20 protein-coding genes and 2 pseudogenes are annotated in these 18952 nt (G+C 73.1%); 13 read left to right on the forward strand and 9 right to left on the reverse strand.

Annotated features, from left to right (window positions below; genetic code table 11):
* The first annotated feature begins 20 nt into the window (after positions 1-20).
* Positions 21-854 (forward strand): hypothetical protein, encoded by an 834-nt coding sequence (locus IPL61_01625; protein MBK9030034.1) that lies wholly within the window; start codon positions 21-23, stop codon positions 852-854.
* A gap of 3 nt (positions 855-857) precedes the next feature.
* Here the strand turns inward: IPL61_01625 and moeB are convergent, their stop codons facing one another.
* A complete protein-coding gene (gene moeB / locus IPL61_01630; protein ID MBK9030035.1) occupies positions 858-2012 on the reverse strand; it encodes a molybdopterin-synthase adenylyltransferase MoeB in 1155 nt (384 codons plus the stop codon).
* A 207-nt stretch (positions 2013-2219) separates the two neighbouring features.
* Between moeB and IPL61_01635 the strand changes: the two are divergent.
* The 3 genes and pseudogenes from IPL61_01635 to IPL61_01645 all read left to right on the forward strand — a co-directional run bounded on the left by IPL61_01635 (position 2220) and on the right by IPL61_01645 (position 4605).
* Positions 2220-2544: pseudogene (locus tag IPL61_01635) on the forward strand (iron-sulfur cluster assembly accessory protein).
* 17 nt (positions 2545-2561) lie between these two features.
* Entirely contained in the window at positions 2562-3992 is a 1431-nt protein-coding gene (locus IPL61_01640) for an FAD-binding protein (protein ID MBK9030036.1), read from the forward strand.
* Between the two features lie 28 nt (positions 3993-4020).
* Entirely contained in the window at positions 4021-4605 is a 585-nt protein-coding gene (locus tag IPL61_01645; GenBank protein ID MBK9030037.1) for a CoA pyrophosphatase, read from the forward strand.
* A gap of 27 nt (positions 4606-4632) precedes the next feature.
* Here IPL61_01645 and IPL61_01650 read toward each other — a convergent pair whose 3' ends face one another.
* Positions 4633-5559, reverse strand: a complete 927-nt coding sequence (locus IPL61_01650) for a hypothetical protein (protein MBK9030038.1) — start codon at positions 5557-5559, stop codon at positions 4633-4635.
* Here IPL61_01650 and nth point away from each other — a divergent pair.
* The 4 genes and pseudogenes from nth (at position 5558) to queG (ending at position 9468) form a co-directional block, all read left to right on the forward strand.
* Entirely contained in the window at positions 5558-6568 is a 1011-nt protein-coding gene (gene nth / locus IPL61_01655) for an endonuclease III (protein MBK9030039.1), read from the forward strand. The genes IPL61_01650 and nth overlap by 2 nt on opposite strands.
* Entirely contained in the window at positions 6565-6996 is a 432-nt protein-coding gene (locus IPL61_01660; GenBank protein MBK9030040.1) for an NUDIX domain-containing protein, read from the forward strand. Before nth ends, IPL61_01660 begins: the two co-directional genes overlap by 4 nt.
* 38 nt (positions 6997-7034) lie before the next feature.
* A pseudogene (locus tag IPL61_01665) lies at positions 7035-8198 on the forward strand (KamA family radical SAM protein).
* Positions 8199-8256: 58 nt separating this feature from the next.
* Complete coding sequence (queG, locus tag IPL61_01670; GenBank protein ID MBK9030041.1) at positions 8257-9468, forward strand: tRNA epoxyqueuosine(34) reductase QueG; 1212 nt, start codon at positions 8257-8259, stop codon at positions 9466-9468.
* Here the strand turns inward: queG and IPL61_01675 are convergent.
* Complete coding sequence (locus IPL61_01675) at positions 9449-9772, reverse strand: c-type cytochrome (protein ID MBK9030042.1); 324 nt, start codon at positions 9770-9772, stop codon at positions 9449-9451. The genes queG and IPL61_01675 overlap by 20 nt on opposite strands.
* Positions 9773-9865: 93 nt before the next feature.
* Between IPL61_01675 and IPL61_01680 the strand changes: the two genes are divergently transcribed.
* From IPL61_01680 to IPL61_01700, 5 genes are all read left to right on the forward strand, one after another.
* Positions 9866-10924, forward strand: coding sequence for a hypothetical protein (locus IPL61_01680; protein ID MBK9030043.1), 1059 nt, complete (start codon positions 9866-9868; stop codon positions 10922-10924).
* A 134-nt stretch (positions 10925-11058) separates the two neighbouring features.
* Positions 11059-12087: a hypothetical protein gene (locus IPL61_01685; protein MBK9030044.1), complete on the forward strand. Its 1029-nt coding sequence runs from the start codon at positions 11059-11061 to the stop codon at positions 12085-12087.
* Positions 12088-12174: 87 nt separating this feature from the next.
* On the forward strand, positions 12175-13761 hold the full coding sequence (locus IPL61_01690) for a protein kinase (GenBank protein MBK9030045.1): 1587 nt from the start codon (positions 12175-12177) through the stop codon (positions 13759-13761).
* Positions 13762-13771: 10 nt separating this feature from the next.
* Positions 13772-14590 (forward strand): hypothetical protein, encoded by an 819-nt coding sequence (locus IPL61_01695; GenBank protein MBK9030046.1) that lies wholly within the window; start codon positions 13772-13774, stop codon positions 14588-14590.
* A 91-nt stretch (positions 14591-14681) separates the two neighbouring features.
* Entirely contained in the window at positions 14682-15488 is an 807-nt protein-coding gene (locus IPL61_01700) for a serine/threonine-protein phosphatase (GenBank protein ID MBK9030047.1), read from the forward strand.
* A 109-nt stretch (positions 15489-15597) separates the two neighbouring features.
* Here the strand turns inward: IPL61_01700 and IPL61_01705 are convergent, their stop codons facing one another.
* From IPL61_01705 to IPL61_01730, 6 genes are all read right to left on the reverse strand, one after another.
* A complete protein-coding gene (locus IPL61_01705) occupies positions 15598-16026 on the reverse strand; it encodes a tetratricopeptide repeat protein (protein MBK9030048.1) in 429 nt (142 codons plus the stop codon).
* Positions 16026-16664 carry a hypothetical protein gene (locus IPL61_01710; protein ID MBK9030049.1) on the reverse strand — a complete coding sequence of 213 codons (639 nt, stop codon included), beginning with the start codon at positions 16662-16664 and terminating at the stop codon, positions 16026-16028. Before IPL61_01710 ends, IPL61_01705 begins: the two co-directional genes overlap by 1 nt.
* A 25-nt stretch (positions 16665-16689) precedes the next feature.
* Positions 16690-17370 (reverse strand): pentapeptide repeat-containing protein, encoded by a 681-nt coding sequence (locus IPL61_01715; GenBank protein ID MBK9030050.1) that lies wholly within the window; start codon positions 17368-17370, stop codon positions 16690-16692.
* 156 nt (positions 17371-17526) lie between these two features.
* On the reverse strand, positions 17527-18174 hold the full coding sequence (locus tag IPL61_01720; GenBank protein MBK9030051.1) for a DUF4157 domain-containing protein: 648 nt from the start codon (positions 18172-18174) through the stop codon (positions 17527-17529).
* Positions 18175-18249: 75 nt separating this feature from the next.
* Positions 18250-18465, reverse strand: coding sequence for a DUF2997 domain-containing protein (locus tag IPL61_01725; protein ID MBK9030052.1), 216 nt, complete (start codon positions 18463-18465; stop codon positions 18250-18252).
* Between the two features lie 64 nt (positions 18466-18529).
* On the reverse strand, positions 18530-18937 hold the full coding sequence (locus tag IPL61_01730; GenBank protein ID MBK9030053.1) for a DUF1257 domain-containing protein: 408 nt from the start codon (positions 18935-18937) through the stop codon (positions 18530-18532).
* Positions 18938-18952: the final 15 nt, after the last annotated feature.

Here is an 18952-nt window from a genome sequence, read left to right on the forward strand (position 1 = left end):
GTTTGCTCAGAGCGCCCCCTATGTCCAACTGCCCTCGCTTCCGTCGCGCCTTCATCGCCTCCACGCTCCTGGCGCTCACCGGCGTCGCGACCGCCGACGACGCCGCCGTCCCCGAGGCCGCCCCGGTCCGCTTCACCACGCTGGCGCCGGACGGGGCGCGCTCGGAGATCAACGCCGAGTTCAGCGTCACGATCCCCGACGACGACGCCGCGGACCAGAACCTGTACGGGGGCCACCTCGACGCCCAGCTCGTGGGCGCCCAGGGCGTTGGCGGCTACGCGCGGATGGGGTTCGCGTCGCTCGATGACGTCCAGGCCCTGACCAACCTCGAGCTGGGCGGCCTCTACCGCATCAAGCAACGCAGCAGCGCGGTGACGTTCCGCGGCGGCCTGATCGTCCCGACCGGCCCCGACGCGAGCGACGGGTTCGACGCGCTCGTCCCGATCATCAGCGAGCTGGCGCGGCGCCCGTCGGATCTCGCCCTGGCCGCCGTCGACTCGACGCTGCTGCGGCTGTCGGTGTCGCCGAGCTACCACGACGGCGGCTTCTACGCCCGCGCCGACGTCGGCCTCGACGTGTTCGTCGACGCGGAGGACCGCGACAACCCCGACCCGCTGTACCACGTCGACCTGGCGGCCGGCTTCCAGCAGGGCCACGGCGCCGCGACCGTCGAGCTGACCACGATCGGCACCACCGACAGCGACGACGATGACAAGTACCACGCGCTCGCGCTCGGCGGCCAGTACGACCTGGGCGGGGTCACGGCCGACGTCGCGCTGGTGCTGCCGTTCACCAGCGGCGGCGACGACATCGACGCCAAGACCCTGGTCTTCGGCCTCAGCGCCGCGCTGTGACGGTCATGGGCCGGCGCAGAACGCGGCGTAGTCGATGAGCGGGATGGTGGTGCGGTCGACGCCGTCGCCGCAGGTGGCGCAGGCCGGATCGCGGCGCAGCGCCAGGTCGCGCAGCTTGGCGCGCAAGGCGTCGTAGACCAGCAGGCGCCCAGCCACGGTCGGCAGGCCCAGCACCAGCTTGATCGCCTCGGTGGCCTGGAGCACGCCCAGCACCCCGGGCAGCACGCCCAGCACCCCGGCCTCGGCGCAGCTCGGCGCGGCGCCCGGCGGCGGCGGCGCGGGGTACAGGCACCGGTAGCAGGGCTGGCCGCCAGCGCCGAACACCGTCAGCTGGCCCTCGAACCGCCAGATCGACGCGTGCACCACCGGCACGCCCAGGCGCAGCGCCGCGTCGTTGACGAGGTAGCGGGTCGCGAAGTTGTCGGTGCCGTCGACGATCACCTGGTGGTCGGCCAGCAGCTCGAGCGCATTGGCGCTGCTGAGCCGGACCTGATGCCCGCGCACGGTCACGTCGGGGTTGAGCGCGGCGATCGTGCGCGCCGCGCTGTCGACCTTGGGCTGGCCGACCCGCTCGGTGGTGTGCAGGACCTGGCGCTGCAGGTTCGACGCGTCGACCAGGTCGTCGTCGATGATCGTCAGCGTGCCGACCCCGGCCGCGGCCAGGTACAGCGCCACCGGCGAGCCCAGGCCCCCGGCGCCGATCACCGCGACCCGCGCCGCGAGCAGCGCGCGCTGCCCGGCCTCGCCGACCTCGGGCAGGATCAGGTGCCGGGCGTAGCGGGCCCGCTGCGCCGGCGTCAGGTCGTCGGCGTCGGCCCGGGCCACCGGCAGGCCCGCCGCGCGCCACGCGCTGAAGCCGCCGGCCAGCGAGCGCACGTCGCCGTAGCCGAGCTCGCCCAGGGTCCGGGCCGCCAGGGCCGACCGGTGGCCGGCGGCGCAGTACACGACCACCGCGGTCGCGCGGTCGGGCACCTCGGCCTCGATGCGGCTCTCGAGAGAGCCCCGCGGGATCGCGCGCGCGCCCGGGATCGTCCCCTCGGCCCGCTCGTCGGCCTCGCGCACGTCGATGACCACCGGCGCGCCGGCCAGCGCCTCGGCCGGGAGGACCTCGCGGATCGCGGCCAGCGCGGCGGCCAGGAACTCGGCGTAGCTCGGCACCGGGCCAGGGTAGCGGCGTGCGATCCGGTTGCCAACCGGGCGCCGGCTAGGTACACCTGAGAATCGCCGGCGGTACGCTGGCGCGAGATCACACGTTCGCTGGCGGCCGCCGCCGGCTTGGAGACACCGATGGCCAACCTGTTTCGCGAGACTCCCACCACGGCGGCGCCGCCGCCGGCCACGGACGAGCCGGTCGGGCTCGACACCCTGGTCAAGCTGACCCCGATCGCCGCGACCAAGGTCAACGAGATCCGCAACGACGAGCAGATCGAGGCCGAGATGGGCCTGCGCCTGCGCGTCGTCGGCGGCGGCTGCGCCGGCTTCTCGTACGACCTGTACTTCGACGGCCCGACCGAGGTCGACCAGCAGTTCGATGGTCGCCGGCGTCAAGGTCGTCGTCGACGAGATGAGCCTGATGTACCTGGTCGGGACCGAGATCGACTACGTCGAGGGGCTGTCGGGCGCGGGCTTCAAGTTCAACAACCCGAACGTCAAGTCCACCTGCGGCTGCGGCTCGTCGTTCTCGGTCTGAGGCGCTAGAGTCGGGCCGTGACCGCCGGCCTGTCTCCGTCGCGCGTCGACATCGGCGCGCTCCTGGCGCGGGAGCTCGACCCCGCCACCGTCATCGTGCCCGGTGACGATCGTCTGGCCGACTACGGCCGGGACGAGAGCCACGCCGGGCCGTTCCCGGCCGACGTCGCGGTGCGGTGCCGCTCGACCGAGGAGGTCGCGATCGTGCTCCGGCTGTGCGCCGAGCACGGGGTCCCGTGCACGCCGCGCGGCGCCGGCAGCGGCCTGACCGGCGGGTGCCTGCCCGTCCGCGGCGGCGTGGTGCTGTCGGTCGAGGACATGCGCCAGATCAAGGAGATCAGCGCGGATGACATGGTCGCGGTGGTCGAGCCCGGCGTCGTCACCGGCGAGCTCCAGGCCCAGGTCGAGGCCCAGGGCCTGTTCTACCCGCCCGACCCGGCCAGCCTCGAGTACTGCTCGATCGGCGGCAACGCCGCCAACAACGCCGGCGGCCCGCGCGCGTTCCGCTACGGCGTCACCCGCGAGTACGTGCTCGGCCTCGAGGTCGGGCTCATGGGCGGCGAGGTGCTGCGGGTCGGCCGGCGTACGACCAAGGGCGTGACCGGCTACGACCTGACCGCCGGCTTCGTCGGCAGCGAGGGCACGTTCGGCGTGATCACCGAGCTGACCCTGCGCCTCTTGCCCAAGCCGCCCGCGGTCGCGACGCTGCTCGCGGTGTTCCAGGACGTCGCCGCCGCCGCCGGCGCGATCACCGCGCTGATCGGGCGCGGCGTCCGGCCCCGGGTGATCGAGTTCGCCGATCGCACGTCGATCGATCACGTGCGCGGCCGCTCGCGCTACGCGTTCCCGGCCGCGGCCGGCGCGATCGCGCTGATCGAGGTCGACGGCGACGCCGACACGCTCGACGGCCAGCTCGAGCGCCTCGGCGAGGACTGCGACGCCGCCGGCGCGCTCGACGTGTTCGCCGCCAACGATCCGGCCGAGCGCCGCGCGCTGTGGGAGGCGCGGCGCCAGATCTCGCCGTCGCTCAAGGAGGCCCACGCGATCAAGATCGGCGAGGACGTGTGCGTGCCGCGCTCGGCGATCGTCGAGATGCTGGCCCGGACCGATCGCATCGCCGCCGACGTCGGCCTGCCGATCGCGGTGTTCGGCCACGCCGGCGACGGCAACCTGCACGTCAACGTCGTGTCCGACGAGGATCCCGCCGACCCGGCCAGCTGGGCCAAGGTCGACCACGCGTGCGCGCAGATCTTCGCCGCGGCCGTCGACCTGCGCGGCACGCTGTCGGGCGAGCACGGCATCGGCCTCATCAAGCGGCCGTACATGCACCTCGAGCAGGGCGAGCGCGTGCTCGAGTGGCAGCGGCGCTGGAAGGCGATGTGGGATCCGCTCGACCTGCTCAACCCCGGCAAGCTGATCCCGGCGCGGCGACCGGCGTGCAGCGAGTGACCGCGACCGGGCATCCCAGGACCGCGCGATGACCCACGCCGAGCTGATCGCCCGCATGACCGAGGCGCTGCGCGATCGCCCGGGGCTGCGCCTCGCCGATCACGAGCTGCGGCGCTCGGCGGTGGCGGTGCTGCTGGTCGAGCGCGCCGGCGCGACCTGGGTGCCGCTGATCGAGCGCGGCGCCGACGCGCCGACCCACTCGGGCCAGATCGCCCTGCCCGGCGGCGGCCACGACCCCAGCGACCTCGACCTGATCGCCACCGCGCAGCGCGAGGCCGAGGAGGAGCTGGGCGTCCCGCGGGCCGCGCCGCGCGTGCTGGGCATGCTCGACGACGTGCCGACGCCGAGCGGCTACGCGATCACGCCGGTCGTGGCCGAGCTCGACGGCGCGCAGGCGTTCGCGCCCAACCCGCGCGAGGTGGCCAGCTGGTTCTGGGTGCCGCTGGCGCGGTTCTTCGAGCGCACCGACGTCGAGGTCCTCGGCACGCGGGCCTGGCGCGGCCGCGCCTGGACGATGCGCGCGTACCCCTACGCCGGCCACCGGATCTGGGGCGCGACCGCGCGCATCCTCGAGGCGGTGGTCGAGCTCGCCGGCGGCCCGCGCTGCGAGTAGCGCCGCGGCCGGGCGATCAGCGCGCGCTCACGGCGCGTCGCTGACGAACGCCACCAGCTTCCAGACGCCGCCGCGCTGCCCGAACCGCGCGCGGGCCGTGGCCCCGGCCGCGGCCGGGCACGCCACCTCGCTGGCGTCGGCGCCGCAGCCGGCGGTGATCGCCGCCTCGAGCGCGGTCAGCACCGTCGGGTCCGCCTGCCACATCGCCAGCGCGACGTCGACGCCCGGCGCCGCGCCGCGGCTCCACAGCACGTCGTCGGCCACGTGCGCCCGCAGCGCCGCGTAGTCGCGCTTGTGCAGCGCCCGGACCACGTCGGCCGCGACCGTCTGCGCGCCGGCCGGGATGTCGCCGGCCACGTCGATCTGCTCGATCTCGTCGGGCGGCGGCGGGGCGTCCTCGGGCATCTTGATCGCGTAGGGCTTGAGCTTGCGGTAGATCTCGACCTGCAAGGCGTCGGTGCGGCCGGCCAGCCAGTGCGGGATGGCCTCGCCCTTGAGCTCGGTCGGCAGCGCGTCGCCGGGCCGCAGCTCGGACGCGACGCCGACCACCCGCACCCGCCACGGCCGCACGCCGGCGACCGTCACGTTGAAGCGGATGAAGTACAGCCGCCGCGCGAACGACGGGTTGTAGCCCAGCGACGCGGCGTTGGGCGACGCGGCCCCGACGCCGGCGGCGCGGTCGGCGACCTGGGACGACTTGGGATCGTCGGCGCCGGGATCGGAGAACTTCACCTGGTGCCAGGCGGTCTTGATCACCCCGGTGTCGGGGTTCTCCTCGAAGGTCGGGTACAGCCGGCGCACCGACTCGACCGCCGCCGAGTAGACGTTGGCGAACTCGGTGTCGTAGACCGAGGTGCGCGCGTGCTTGACCTCGGCCGTGGACATACAGCCGCAGACGATCGCGGCCAGCGCCAGCGGGATCGCCCGGGCGATGTTACCGTGCGTGAGCTTCATGGGTCACCGACCTCGGTCTACCACGTCCCCCACGCCGGCGACGGGTCCGGACGTGCCAGCGATGCTCGCCGCGCTCGCCGCGACCTGGCCCGACGCCACCTGCGAGCTCGATCACCAGGACGCCTACCAGCTCCTGTGCGCGACCATCCTGGCGGCGCAGTCGACCGACAAGATGATCAACACGCTCACGCCGGCGCTGTTCGCAAAGTACCCCGACGCGCACGCGCTGGCCGCGGCCGAGCCGACCGAGGTCGAGCCGCTGATCTACAAGTCGGGGTTCTTCCGGGCCAAGGCCCGCAGCCTGGTCGGCATGGCCCGGGCGCTGGTCGAGCGCCACGGCGGCCAGGTCCCGGCCGATCTCGACGCGCTCGTGGCGCTGCCCGGCGTCGCGCGCAAGACCGCCAACGTGGTGCTGTCGACCGCGCTGGGCGTCACCGTCGGCGTCGTCGTCGACACCCACGTCACGCGGATCGCGCACCTGCTCGGGCTCACGCGCGAGACCGATCCGGTCAAGATCGAGCGCGACCTGATGGCAGCGCTGCCGCGGACCGCGTGGAAGACCTTCGCCGATCGCGTGATCTGGCACGGCCGCCGGGTGTGCTTCGCCCGCCGGCCGCAGTGCGAGCGCTGCGCGCTGGCGCCGCTGTGCCCGTCGGCCTCGGTGCCGGGCCGGGGCGCCGAGACCGAGGCCGCGACCGCGGCGCCGAAGCCCGCCGCGAAGGCCAGGCCCGTCAAGGCCACGCCCGCGACGCCCAGGCCCGCCGCGAAGGCCACGCCCGTCAAGGCCACACCCGCCACGACGGCCAGGCCCGCCGCCAAGGCCACGCCCGCCGCGAAGGCTGTCACCGCCGCGAAGGTCACCGCCGCGAAGGTCACCGCCGCGAAGGTCACCGCCGCGAAGGTCACCGCCGCGAAGGTCACCGCCGCGAAGGTCACCGCGTCGAGGTCGACCGCGTCGGCGCAGCCAACGCCCGCGCGGGCGAAGCCGAGGCCAGGTCGCGCGCGGTGACCGCCGCGGCGGCGCACCCGGTGGTCGCGGTCGCCGCGATCGTGTTCGACGAGAGCGGCCGGGTGCTGCTGATCGAGCGCGGCCGCCCGCCCGGGGTCGGCCTCTGGACCGTGCCCGGCGGCAAGGTCCACCACGGCGAGGCGCTGGCCGCCGCGGTCGCCCGCGAGGTCCGCGAGGAGACCGGGCTCGAGGTGCGGCCCGGCCCGCTGGTCGCGGTGATCGAGCGCGTGATCCCGGTCGACGGCGGCGCCTACCACTACGTCATCCTCGATTACCTCGCGACGCCGACCGGGGTCGGCGCGCTGGCCCCGGGCGACGACGCGCGGGCCGCCCGCTTCGTCACCGCCGCCGACCTGCTCGAGCTGCCGCTCACCGACGGGCTCGCGGGTGTGCTCGCGCAGGCCCGGGCGATGGTCGCGGCGTCATGACGGTTGCCAAGCCGCGCCACCCGCGGTAACGGACGCCGATGCTGCCGGTCGTCACCACCCCCGCGCCCCGCCTCGCGCGCCGTCGCGCCGACGTGGCCGAGCGCGACTGGCTCTCCTGGCGCTGGCAGCTCCGGAACATGATCACCAGCGCCGACGAGCTGGCCGAGGTGATCGACCTCGCGCCGGCCGAGCTCGAGGGCCTGGCCGCGTCGAGGCACCTGTTCCGGGTCGGCATCACGCCCTACTACGCCAGCCTGATGGATCCGCGCGATCCCACCTGCCCGGTGCGCATGCAGGCGATCCCGCGGGCGGCCGAGCTCGACATCCGCGCCGAGGAGCTGCGCGATCCGCTGGGCGAGGACAGCCACCACCCGGCGCCGTGCGTGATCCACAAGTACCCCGACCGCGCGCTCTTGCTGGTGGTCGATCGCTGCGCGATCTACTGCCGCCACTGCAACCGCCGGCGCCTGGTGGGCGGCGACGCGCCGCCGACGACCGACGATCTCGACGCCGGCATCGCGTACCTGGCGCGGACGCGGCGCATCCGCGACGTGCTGATCTCGGGCGGCGATCCGCTGCTCATGACCACCGAGAAGCTGGCCGGCATCGTCGGCCGGCTGCGCGCGATCCCGCACCTCGAGACCATCCGCATCGGCACGCGCATCCCGGTGGTGTGCCCGATGCGCGTCGACGACGAGCTGTGCCGGGCGCTGCGCGCGCACGCGCCGGTGTTCATCAACACCCACTTCAACCACGCCAAGGAGCTGACCCCCGAGGCCCGGGCCGCGTGCGAGCGGCTGATCGATCACGGCGTCCCGGTCGGCAACCAGGCGGTGCTCCTGCGCGGCGTCAACTCGTCGACGAAGAGCCTGCGGGCGCTGTTCCGCGGCCTCCTGCGATCGCGGGTGCGGCCGTACTACCTGTTCCAGGGCGACACGGTCATCGGCACCGATCACCTGCGCACGCCGGTCGACGCGGCGATCGAGCTGTACGGCTCGCTGCGGGGCTGGATGAGCGGCATGTGCATCCCGCACCTGGTGATCGACGCGCCCGGCGGCGGCGGCAAGCTGCCGATCGGCCCCGACTACATCGTCGAGCGGCACCCCGATCGCGTCGTCGTGCGCACCTACCGCGGCCAGCTCGTCGACTACCCCGAGCCGCGCGAGCGCGACTGCACCGTGCCCTACGACGACGTGTTCTTCGCCGGGCAGCCCGACGACGACGATCGCGAGGGCGCGGTCGAGGCGGCGCCGAGCTGCCGTGACGCTCGATCCGGCGGCGCTGCGCGACGTCGCGCTCGCCGCGTGCAAGGCCGCGGGCTTCCACCGCGTGGGCATCGTGCCGCTGGCGCCGTCGGCGCGGGCCGACGGCTACCGCGCGTGGCTGGCCGCCGGCCACCACGGCGAGATGAGCTACCTGGCCACGCCCGAGCACGTCGCCGGCCGCGCCGACGTCCGCGCGCTGCTGCCCGGCGCGCGCACCGCGATCGTCGTGGCGCTGGCCTACGGCGGCGACGCGCCGGCGCCGCCGGGCGACCTGGTGCCGGTGCGCGGGGCGATCGCGCGCTACGCCCGCGGCACCGACTACCACCTGGTCGTCCGCGACCGGCTGCGCGAGGTCGCCGCCGCGCTCGAGGCCGCGGCCGGTCCGCTGGCGTGGCGGGTGTGCGTCGACGCGGCGCCGGTGGCCGAGCGCGAGCTGGCCGAGCGCGCCGGCCTGGGCTTCACCGCCAAGAACACGATGGTCATCGCGCCCGGGCTCGGGTCGTACGTCGTGCTCGGCGAGCTGTTGCTCGCGGTCGACCTGGCCGCGACCGAGGTCGAGCCGGTCCGCACGCGCTGCGGCGCCTGCCGCGCGTGCCTCGACGCCTGCCCGACCGGCGCGTTCGTCGACGCGTTCGTGCTCGACGCCCGGCGCTGCATCTCGTACCTGACGATCGAGCACGACGGGCCGATCCCGACCGAGCTGCGGGCCGCGATCGGCACGCGCATCTTCGGCTGCGACGTCTGCCAGGAGGTGTGCCCGTGGAACGCCGCCGCGCCCGAGCGGACCAGCGCCGCCGTCGAGCTGACACCGCGCGATCTCGACCACGCCGCGCCCGACCTGGCGCGGCTCGCGACGATCGGCGCCAACCAGCTGCGGCGGTTCGTCCGGCGCACCGCGCTGCGCCGGATCGATCGGCCGCGGCTGCTGCGCAACGTCGCCGTCGCGCTCGGCAACAGCGCCGACGGCCGGGCGCTGCCGGCCCTGGTCGCGCTCCTGGCCAACCCGTCGGCGCTGGTGCGTGGCCACGCGGCGTGGGGCGCCGCGGAGCTGGCCACCGCGGTGCCGAGCGTCGCCGCGACCGCGGCCGCCGCGCTGACCGCCGCCGCGGCCGTCGAGACCGATCCCGACACGCGGGCGGAGCTCCGCGACGCCTGCGCGCGCCTGGCCGGCCCCCCGGGCGCCGGGCTCACTCGCCCAGCGTCATGACGTAGGCCGCGACCGCGACGATCTGCGCGTCGGTCAGCGCGCCGGTGAAGGCCGGCATGCGCCCGCTCGCGGCCCCGCGCCGGATCTGGGTCTCGATCAGGTCGCGGCTGCGCCGGCCGCGGAACTCGTCGGCGGTCAGATCGCGCACGCCCAGCTGATCGGTCATCTGCTGCGGCGGCTTGCCGGTGGCGCCATGACACCGCGCGCACGCGGCCGCGAACACCTTGGCGCCGTCGGTGGAGCCGCCGGCCACCTGGCGGTCACACGCGGTCGCGGCGAGGGCGAGCAGGACGATCCAGCGCATGGCGGTCGGGTACCACGATCGGGTCGCGGTCGGCAGTGCCCACGGGCCGGCTTTGGGCTCGACAACTCCGCGCCCGCATCACACCATCCGGGCATGCGCAATGGCATCTGGGTGGGCCTGGCGATCCTCGCGACGGTCGCCTGCACGAAGAACGTCCCGCAGGATCTCAAGACCGGCGAGGACGGCCGCACCAAGGGGGCGCGCGAGCTCAAGATCGAGAACAACGAGGCGCGCGCGCGCGGCATCGTGACCTACCCCGGCGGCGATCGCGTCGACTGGAAGATGATCACGCTGCCGAAGGATCAGGTCGGCACCGTCGAGTTCAAGCTGCGCTGGGTCCCGCCGCGACCGGGGCTCGACCTGTCGTTCGAGGTCTACAACGAGTACTACCGCATGCTCGACTCGGCCAAGCCGAACACCCGCAAGCGGTCGCGCAAGACCACCAAGTCGCTGTCCATCTCCAACGCCAAGGGCAAGCTGTACGTGCAGATCTACGCGTCGGACCGCGGCGACGCCGGCACGTACACGCTGACCGCCGCGTGGACCCCGAACCCGATCGATGACGACATCAGCTGGCCCGACGTGCCGATCTCCGATCCGCCCAAGCTGCCGGCGGTGCCCGAGCCCATCAAGGCCTGCGACCTGCTCGCCTTCGACAAGGCCAACCCCGACTGCACGAACAAGTGCCCGGTCGCGTACGACGAGACCTGGCCGGGCTGCGCGGGCGTGTGCCCGAACCCGCCCAAGCCCGAGATCAAGGCCTGCAAGCTGTGCAACAAGGACGCGCTCGATCCCTGCCTCGCCGATTGCCGGCAGTACTACCCCGAGTGCGATCTCGCCAAGCCCGACTACACCAACCCGAAGTGCGCGGGCGTCGAGCGGCAGCCACGCGACGGTGAGATCACCGATCTCAAGACGCTGGCCGACGGCACCCAGATCACGATCAACCTCGGCCTGGTCGATGGGCTCGACAAGACCTGGACCGGCGCGGTCCTCGACCCCAACGGCAACCCGGTCGCAAACGGCGCCTTCAAGCTGACCACGATCGGCAAGAACGCCTCGGTCGCGCGGGTCAAGGCGACCGATCTCCCGGGCGGCGCCCCCGTGCGCCTGACGCCGCCGCCCGGCGCGCGCCCGCCCACCTGCAAGTAGCGCGGCCGACAGCGTCGCCGCCGGCCGCCACCTGGTGACCCGATAGTCGTAGACGGGGCTTGCGCAAACTCGGCGTTTGGTCGCAGGATCGCGTCATGGTTCGGGATTCCAGGCGGCATCGCCTTGTCATTGCCATGGTGCTCGCGCTCCTCGTGGGCGCGGCCGGGTGCTCCAAGAACGTCCCCCAGGACTCCAAGACCGGCGAGGACGGGCGCACCAAGGGCGCCAAGGAGATGAAGATCGAGAACAACGAGGCCCGCGCCCGGGGCATCGTGACGTACCCCGGCGGCGATCGCGTCGACTGGCTGGTCCTCGACCTGCCCAAGGACAAGGTCGGCACCCTGAGCCTGCGGCTCAAGTGGACGCCGCCCCGGCCCGGACTCGATCTCTCGTTCGAGGTCTCCAACGAGTACAACCGGGTGCTCGCCTCGGCCAAGCCCAACAAGCGCAAGCGGTCGCGCAAGACCACGAAGAACCTCACCATCGAGAACGCCCACGGCAAGCTGTACATCCAGATCTACGCGTCGGAGCGCGGCGACGCCGGCAAGTACACGCTGACCGCCGAGTGGAAGGAGCTCAACGTCGAGACCTTCGACTGGCTCGCGATCGAGGTCCTCGACCCGCCCAAGCTGCCGGCGGTGCCCGAGCCCGAGAAGCCGTGCGATCCGACCACGTTCGACAAGAAGAACCCGGCGTGCCTGTCGGTCTGTCCGATCCCGATGGATCCGGCCTGGCCGGCCTGCGCAGGCCAGTGCCCGACCCCGCCGGACCCGAACATCCCCGCGTGTCTGAAGTCGATGCCGTGCCCGAACCCGCCCGAGCGCAAGTTCGCGCAGTGCAAGCCGTCGAACTGGCCCCCGTGCGATCCGACGAAGCTCGATCCGAACAACCCGAACTGCGACGGCTACAAGCCGCCCGATCGCGTCGGCGAGGTCACCGACGTCCAGACCATCAGCTCCGGCGTCCAGATCACGATCAACGTCGGCACCGACGACGGCGTCGACAAGGGCTGGAAGGGCGTGCTGCTCGACGCGAACGACAAGCCGATCCGCGGCTCGGACTTCAAGCTGTCGAAGGTCACCAAGAAGGCCTCGATCGCCAAGGTCAAGCTCGACGCGTCGAAGCTGATCCCGAACAACCCGGTGCGCCTCTCGGCGCCGTGACGTGGGCCGTCTCGACCGCCGCGCCGCGTGCCCGGACTCCGTTCTCGCGCGACCCTCACAACCCGCATACCCTGGTAGCAAACCGACGTGCATGACCCTCTAGTCGGCAAGACCTTCGACGGACGCTACGAGCTCCTGGCCCGCATCGGCGAGGGCGGGATGGGCGTCGTCTACAAGGCCCGGCAGGTCTCGATCGATCGCACCATCGCGATCAAGGTCCTGAACCCGCAGATGGCGTCGGACCCGAGCTGGGTGCAGCGCTTCTCCAACGAGGCGAAGGCCTGCTCGCGGCTGCAGCACCCCAACACCATCCGCATGTTCGACTTCGGCCAGACCTCGGACGGCCGGTTCTTCATGACGATGGAGTTCCTCGAGGGCACCGTCCTGCGCGGGGCCATCAACGGCCAGCCGATGGCGCCCAACCGGGTGATGAAGATCCTCATCCAGTGCTGCGCGTCGCTGGCCGAGGCCCACTCGATCGGGATCATCCACCGCGACATCAAGCCCGACAACGTCTTCTTGCTGAACATGGCGGGCTCGCCCGACTTCGTGAAGCTGCTCGACTTCTCGGTGGCCAAGCTGCTGCAAGAGGGCGGCGGGATGAAGACCCAGGCGGGCGTGGTGTTCGGCACGCCGCAGTACATGTCGCCGGAGCAGGGCCGCGGGCTGCCGCTCGACGCGCGCTCGGATCTCTACGCGCTCGGCATCCTCGGCTACGAGATGCTGTCGGGTCGGGTGCCGTTCAACGACGACAACCCGATGACCGTCCTGCAGATGCACCTGCGCAGCGAGGTGCCGCCGCTGCCGCAGAACATCCCGATGAACGTCCAGAACATCGTGCGCAAGGCGCTCGACAAGGAGCCCGGCCGGCGCTTCCAGTCGGCCGGCGAGATGATGCAGGCGTGCCAGCAGGCGTTCGCCGAGCTGGCGGGCGGCGTCGGCATCAACATCGGCGGTGGCGGCGCGCCCAAGACGATGATCGCGACCGGTCCGAACCTGCCCGGGATGGCGCCGCCCCCGGGCATGCCGGGCGGCCCCCAGATGCCCCAGCAGATGGCCCCGCACCAGGGTCCACCGCCGGGCGCGCCGGGCTGGAACCCGCAGGGCATGGCCCCGCCAGCGGCGCCGCCGGGTGCGCCGGGGTGGAGCCCCGCTGGGGCGGCGCAGAAGACGATGATCGCGGGGATGCCCGCCCCTGGCTATCCCGGCGGTCCCGGTGGTCCGCAGCCTGGCTACCCGGGCGCCCCGCAGCCGCCGCCCGCCGGTCCGCCGGGCGGCTACCAGCCCACCGGTCACGCCCAGAAGACCATGATCGCCGGCCTGTCGCCGGTGATGATGCCGCCGGGCGGCCAGGGCGGGATGGCGCCGCCGGGCATGGGTCCGATGGGCGCGCCGCCGGGCATGGGCCCGATGGGCGCGCCGCCGGGCATGGGCCCGATGGGGACGCAGCCCGGCGCGGCGTCTTACCCTGGCGCGCCGCCCGGCGGTGGCCCGCAGAAGACCATGATGCTCCAGAACACCGAGGGCGTGGTGTCGTTCGCTGGCGGCCCCGCCGCGGCGGCGCCGGGCGCGGCCAGCGATGGCGGCGGCGCGACGACCGGGTTCTGGATCGGCAGCATCCTCGTGGGCGCCGTCGTCGGCGCGCTCGCCTACGTGATCGTTCTGCAGCTCTGACCATCACCTCGTGACCGCCGAGTCCATGCCCCCGGACGACGACGCCGCCGCGACGCGCGCGCCGGACGCGCTGAGCGAGCCGACCGAGCCGGCGCCGGCCGGCGCGACGAGCGACCTGCGTGGGCGCGACGTGCTCGCGCGCTCGAGCGAGGAGATCGAGGCGATCGAGGCCGCGCTCGATCCGATCGCCCGCGCCGAGCTGGCGAGCTGGTTCGCCCGACCGAGCGTCGAGGTCGTCCAGGAGCGGGTCGCGGCCACGGCGTCGGTCGCGGGCCTCGAGGCTTTCGGCGGTGACATCGACGCCGTGCTCGAGGAGCAGGCGGCCCAGCGCCGCGCCCGCGTGGCGGCGCTGGCGGCGGTCATCGAGCCATGGTTCTACGATCGGCTCGAGCGCCACGACCGCTACGCCCGCACGTTCCGCGAGCTCGTGCCGCCGCCGGCCGTGCTCGACCCGTCGATCGCGCGGCTCCGGGTCCCGTCCGAGGAGGAGCTGGCGACGATCGGGGAACCGCGCGACTACGTCCGGTCCCGCGACATCGACCAGGCGCTCGACGAGTCGGCGCCCCAGGCGGTCTTGCGCGATCTGTACCGCCCGGTCAGCGAGTTCACGATCGAGTTCACGAGCGACTACCAGGACGATCAACCCACCGACGCTCACGCCGAGGTGCTGGTCGCGCTGGCGTTCCGGCCAGAGCAGCCCGAGCTGGTGTCAGTGGCCGACGTGGTCCGGGAGGCCCGCACCGCGTTCCGCGAGGCCACGGCGCCGCCGTGGGCCGAGCTGGTCGAGGAAGCGAAGGCGGTGCGCGCCGCGCAGCGGGCCGGTAAGTGAGAGTCAGCCGAACGACGCCGACCGGGGGAGATCCGGCGGCGCCGAACCGTACAATGGGGCAGCAGGCTAGCGGCGTGCCGCCGAGGCGTTCATGAGCTCCGACCCGAAGATCGTTCCCATCGAACCGTTCGTGATGCAGGGCGTCGGCCGCACCGATGTAGGTGTGCAGCGCACGCAGAACGAGGACGCGATGTACTTCGACGACTTCCTCGGGGTCTACCTCGTCTGCGACGGCATGGGCGGCCACGCCTCGGGCCAGGTCGCGTCGGATCTCGCGATCCGCACCATCGTCCACTCGCTCAAGACCAACGACCCGCGCCCGGCGCCGGGCCAGGACCCGCTGGTCGCGGCGATGAAGGCGGCCAACGCGGCGGTGTTCCAGCGGGCCCAGATCGACCCGACCTGCCACGGCATGGGCACGACCGCGGTCGGGATGCGGATCGAGGGCGCGACCGCCCACATCGCGCACTGCGGCGACTCGCGCGGCTACCTGCTGCGGCAGGGTCAGTTCCATCCGATCACCCGCGACCACTCGCTGCGCAACCTGTACCAGGATCGCCCCGATCTGGTGGGCCAGCTCGGCCCCGCGACCTCGAACGTGATCATCCGCGCCGTCGGGCTCGATGCGGCGGTCGAGATCGAGCACAACATGCTGCAGATCGAGCACGGGGACGTGTTCCTGCTGTGCTGCGACGGCCTGTCGGATCTCGTCGACGACTGGATGATCCGCGAGATCATGACCGCCGGCGATCCGCTCGAGGTGACCGCCGAGAACCTCGTGCGCGCCGCCAACAACAACGGCGGCACGGACAACATCACCGTCGTGCTGACCCAGGCGTTCTTCGACACGCTGTGGTCCGCGCCGCAGCAGCACTACGGCTACCAGCAAGCGTACTGAGCGTCGGCGAGCCGGGGGCAGCCGCGACGCCGCGCGGACCTGGGCGCGACCGGCCGCGCCGCGCGGCCAGCGCGGGCCGCGTCACCGCCGCGCCCCCGGGTGGCCGACGCTAGTTCGACGAACCGGCGGCGGCGCGGCGGAGCTGGACCACCGCGTCGGGGAACCGGCCCAGCTTGGCGTAGACCCGGGCCAGGCCCGAGGCGGCGCGCACGGCGAAGTCGGGGTGGTCGCCGGCCTGCCGCAGCGCGTCCTCGGCGCCGAGGAAGTCGCCGGACAAGGTCAGCACGTCGCCGAGCGTGGCCCACAGCGCGGCGGTCGACACCGGCGACGGCGCGCGCCCGAGCCCGGCCCGCAGCACGTTGGCGGCGCGGGGCGCGTCGCCGAACTTCGCCAGCGCCACCGCGAAGGCGATCCGCGCGTCGCCGAAGGTCGGCGCCAGATCGACCGCCGCCTGCAGCTGCTCGACCGCGACGGTCAGCTCGTTCGACGCGATCGCCTGGACGCCGCGCGCGTAGTAGCGACGAGCGACCTGCGACATCAGTCGAGCTCCAGCAGCGAGAACCGCGCCGACGCGTCGTCGCCGCTGCCGGGCGTGTCCTCCCGCCGCTCGGGCGTGGCGGCGGGCGCCGGGGTCGCGGGCGCCGGCGGCGTCGCCGGGGGCGCGTCGTTCGGGTCGCCGATCATGGCGCCGGCCGGGCGCCCGCGCAGCGACAGCCCACGGGCCGGCGGCGGCGCCGCGCGCTCGGTGACCGTGCTCGCCATCGGCGCGACCGGCGCGGCCGACGGCGCCGGACGGGTCGCGGTCTCGACCACGCGCACCCCGGCCGAGGGCCGGGGCAGCTCGGCCGCGCTCGCCGCCGCGGTCGCCGCGGCCCCGCGCGCCAGCGGCTGCATCACGCCGCCGATGCGCACCGAGACCTGCTCGCCGTCGACCGCGAACAGCCCCAGCTCCGGCAGCTCGAGCCGGGTCTGCAGCGCCACCATCAGCTGCGCGAAGCTGAGCCGCCCCAGATCGGCGATCGACTCGGTCTGGTGCATGAGCATCGGCGGCGGCCCGTCGACGACGTACTCCTTGACGACGAACGTGAGGATGTCGAGGAGCGTGTCGCGATCGCAGTCGGCGAGCGCGTCCTTGACGCCGGTGGTGATGTCGCGGAGATCGGGTCGGGTCGGCATGCGGGCTCCCTACAGCTTGCACAGATCAGATGGTGGCACCGTCGAGATCGGCGCCGGCGGTCTGGCACCCGACCAGCCGGGCCCCGCGCAGATCGGCGCTCGACAGGCCGACGCCGCGCAGGTCGCACTTGAGCAGCACGGCCTGGCGGAACACCGCCCCGTACAGGTTCGCGCGCCGGAAGTCGACCTCGCACAAGGTCGCGCCGGTCCAGTCGGTGCGCGACAGCGACACGGTCGAGCCGTCGTAGCCGTCGAAGACCACCTTGGTCAGCACCGCGCCCGAGAAGTCCGCCGAATACAGCTCCGACTGCTTGAACGTCGTGGTCAGCAGGCGCGCCTTGTGGAAGTTGGCGCGGGCCAGGCGCACCGGCCCCAGCTCGCACCGGATCAGCTGCGCGCCCTCGAAGTGGATCTCGGTGAGGTCGCACTCGGTGACGTGGACCCGGTTCCACAGCGCCCCGGTCCAGCGCGAGCGCCGCGCGTCGCACATCGTGAGCGTGGCCCGCTCGAGGCGCGCGTCGTCGCCGATCGCCTCCTGCAGGTCGAGGCGCTCGATCGTGACGCCGTCGAGATCGAGCCCGCGCAGCAGCGCGCCGCGGGCGGCGAACCCGACGATCTGGCGCCCGGCGAGCTCGTCGTCGGCGACCAGGCGTTCGAGCTGGAACCGCGACTGCACCACGCCGGCGTCGGCGGAGCTGTCGGTCAAGGCGCACCCGCGCGGCTGATGGACATCGAGGCGACGGTAGCGCGAATCGCCACCCATCGCGAGCCCCGCGGCCGCGCACCCGCCGTCGCTGTGCTGCACGGTGACGAGCGCGCCCCGCGCGCGCGCCGCCGCAACGCCCCGCGCCGCCGCAACGCCTTACGGCCGCCGCATCGGCGGCCCCGAGCGCATCCGCTCGACCCGTCCGTACTCGCCGAGCATGTCGAGGACCTTGTCCTTGATGTCCTGCTTGAGCTTCTCGCTCCGCTCTTTCTTGCCGCGGCCGCTGTCGTCCTCGTGGGCCGCGCCGCCGGACCGCTGCGACTGGGCCTCCGCGTGCTCGGCCTCCTCGGCCTCGGCCTCGTGCTCCTCGCTACCGAGGGCCGGGTCGCTGCCGTGGCCGGCGCGGTGCAGGCCCTTCTCGGCCTGCGCGACGTGGGTCAGCTCGTGGGCGAGGAGCGCGTGCCCGGACGCCCCGGCCATCGACCGGTCGGTCGAGTTGCCCATGAGGATCATGCCGGTGCCGCCGATCGTGACGGCGTCGGCGTTGCGCTGCCGGTTGAACTCCTCGGCGAAGGTGCCGCTGAACACGCGCACGTGGCCGAGGTCGACGCCGAGGCGAGCCTCGTAGCGCTGGCGCAGCGAGTGATCGAGCTGCTCGCCCTTGCCGGCGCGGGCGGCGACCAGCTTCAGCAGCCGCTCGGGATCCCAGCGCTTGGCGATGTCCCGCGCCAGCTCGTCCGAGAGCTGCTCGGGCGCGAGACCGGAGAGCTCTTCGAGTTCGGGATCGTCAGGTTCGTTGGCCACGGGGCTCCGCGCGGGTGAGGAGGATGCAGGTGCGTGCGTCCATAGTACGCCGCCGGAGGGGGCGACCTTCCCCGATCAGTCGTCCTTGCCCTCGCCCCCGGCCCAGGTGGACACGTAACCCTCTGATTGTTCGTAGTATTCGCCGGTCTTCTGCTGGTCGATCACCCCGCCCCCGAGCGCTTGCTCGAGGAACTTGGTCTCGTCCATGCAACTGGAACCCTTGATGCCCTTGGCGGTGAAGGTGACCTCGCCGGTCGGGCTGATGACGATCTCGATGTCCTGCTTCCTCATCGTCGTGCTCCTGTCGTGCGTTGGCCGAACCTGCGCGGGGGCGCCGCGGCGGCCGCGGGTGCTGCTACTCCGCGCTCCACTTGCGGACGACGAGGCGGATCGAGCCGTCCTCCTCGTTCTCCTCCTCCTCGAGCGCGTACCCCTTCTCCTCGCAGGCCATCTTGACGTTGTGGTACTGGTAGCGCTGCGACAGCTGGTTCTTGAACTCTTCCTCGGACACGCCCTTGGTGGTCTCGACGCCCCACCAGTCGGCGGTGATGTCGTAGGTGCCCTGCTCGCTGGCGACCACGCCGATGTCGTACCGGCCCATGTCGATCGACATCGCGGCCTTGAGCGTGTCGCCCCGGTAGCCGCGGACGACGACCGCCTGGCCCTGCTCGGCCTCGGTGAAGTTCAGCTTCAGATCGGCGAGGGCGGCCTTGATCGCCGCCAGGTTGGTCATCTTGAGTTCGCACTTCGTGAAGTGGGACATGGTGCCTCCTGGCGA

This window comes from Myxococcales bacterium (assembly GCA_016717005.1).
GTDB lineage: Bacteria > Myxococcota_A > Polyangia > Haliangiales > Haliangiaceae > UBA2376.